Consider the following 1,545-nt stretch of genomic DNA (forward strand, 5'->3'; position numbering starts at 1 on the left):
AGGCCTTCTCCTCGCCTATGGTCGAGACAGTATCGCCCTTGTAGTCATGCGCCGGGTAGACCAGCGTGGGGTCCGGCAGCCTGAGCAGGCGGCCGAAGATCGACTCATACTGGTGCCGCGCATCGCCGTTCGGGAAGTCGGTGCGGCCGGTGCCGCGGATCAGCAGTGTGTCGCCGGTGAACACCCGGTCGGGCAGGACGAAACTGTAGGAATCGTCGGTGTGGCCGGGCGTGTAGACGACGTCGAGCGCCAGCCCCTCGATGGTCAGCCTGTCGCCGTCGGCAAGCCGCATCGATACCACGTCGGCCTTGGTCTGCTCGCCCATGACCGTGATGCATCGCGTTTTGTCGCGCAGCAAGCCAAGGCCGGTGATGTGGTCGGCATGGAGATGCGTGTCCACCGCCTTGACCAGCCTCAGGTCGAGCTCACGCACCAGCTGGAGATAGCGGTCGACCTTGTCCAGAACCGGATCGATGATCAGTGCCTCGCCGCCTTGGCGACTGGCAAGCAGGTAGGAATAGGTGCTCAAAACGGAATCGAACAGCTGACGGAAGATCATGAATTGCTCCATATCATCTGGTCGCGATCTTTTTTTTGCGGCTTGCATGCGGCTCTACCGCTACCCCGAGGCGCCGCACCCTCGGCGCTCGCCGATAAGGATGGCCTCGAGGTTCGTCATAGCCCCCTTGCGGCGGGTCACGACCTACCTCGTGGACGGGGAGGGCAAACTGCGCATCGGCTCACGCGTGCGTCAAAGACAAGTCACGCCCGGGAAACCAGCGCAGGAATCGCCAAAGCCTCATTGGCCTCATTATGGATCGAGAAACTGTAACGGCCAGATGCGTCAAGATCGACCGAGTAGCTCAGGCGCTCGCTTATGTGGTTGTCCTGGTCGAACGTGACGATCCGCGGTTTCAGCGCTGTGATATGCGCTTCGTTCAGGTAGATGGAGTTGCACACGATGATCGGGTCGCCAGGCTGGCAGGTGCGGGCGGCAGCACCATTGAGGATGCAGCATCGTGATCCGCGCTCGCCCAGGATGACATAGGTCGAAATCCGCGCGCCGGAATTCTTGTTCCATATTTCCACGAATTCCATGGGCAGGATCCCGGCTGCCTCGCAGTGGTCAGGATCGAGCGTTATCGACCCATGGTAGTTGAGATTTGCCTCGGTGACGTGGATGCCGTGAAGCTTGCCGGCGACTATTTTTCGCATTGGCCTGTTGTCCTTTTTTCGTCTCGCATGAACAGTCTTGATGTCTTGTCGTCGGCCGACGCGCGGCTAAATTCCAACCACAAGCGCCCCGCCGCTAAGACCGGCACCCGCTGCCGCCAGAAGGATTTTCTCGCCCGGCCGAAGTGGCTGCGTCCGATTGGCGAGCGACAACGAGAGCGGGATCGTTGCGGCCGAAGAGTTACCGTATTCGGCGATCCTCTTGACGATTGCCTGGTCCGCAATGCCGAGGTTTCGGCCGACAGCATCGAAAATGCGGGCGTTGGCTTGATGCGGGACGAACCGGTCGATGTCTTGCGGTCGCATTTGAGC

General features: G+C 60.6%; 3 protein-coding genes. All 3 read right to left on the minus strand.

Annotated features, from left to right (window positions below):
* Nucleotides 1-559, minus strand: a 559-nt coding sequence (locus EOA32_RS36975; protein WP_145971509.1) for an MBL fold metallo-hydrolase, incomplete at its 3' end; no start/stop codon positions are given.
* Nucleotides 560-762: 203 nt separating this feature from the next.
* Entirely contained in the window at nucleotides 763-1,215 is a 453-nt protein-coding gene (panD, locus tag EOA32_RS36980) for an aspartate 1-decarboxylase (RefSeq protein WP_128374289.1), read from the minus strand.
* Between the two features lie 66 nt (nucleotides 1,216-1,281).
* The coding region (locus EOA32_RS36985) for a 3-oxoacyl-[acyl-carrier-protein] synthase III C-terminal domain-containing protein (RefSeq protein WP_281015312.1) at nucleotides 1,282-1,545 on the minus strand (264 nt) is incomplete at its 5' end.

The organism is Mesorhizobium sp. M1A.F.Ca.ET.072.01.1.1, from assembly GCF_004023325.1.
Lineage (GTDB): Bacteria > Pseudomonadota > Alphaproteobacteria > Rhizobiales > Rhizobiaceae > Mesorhizobium.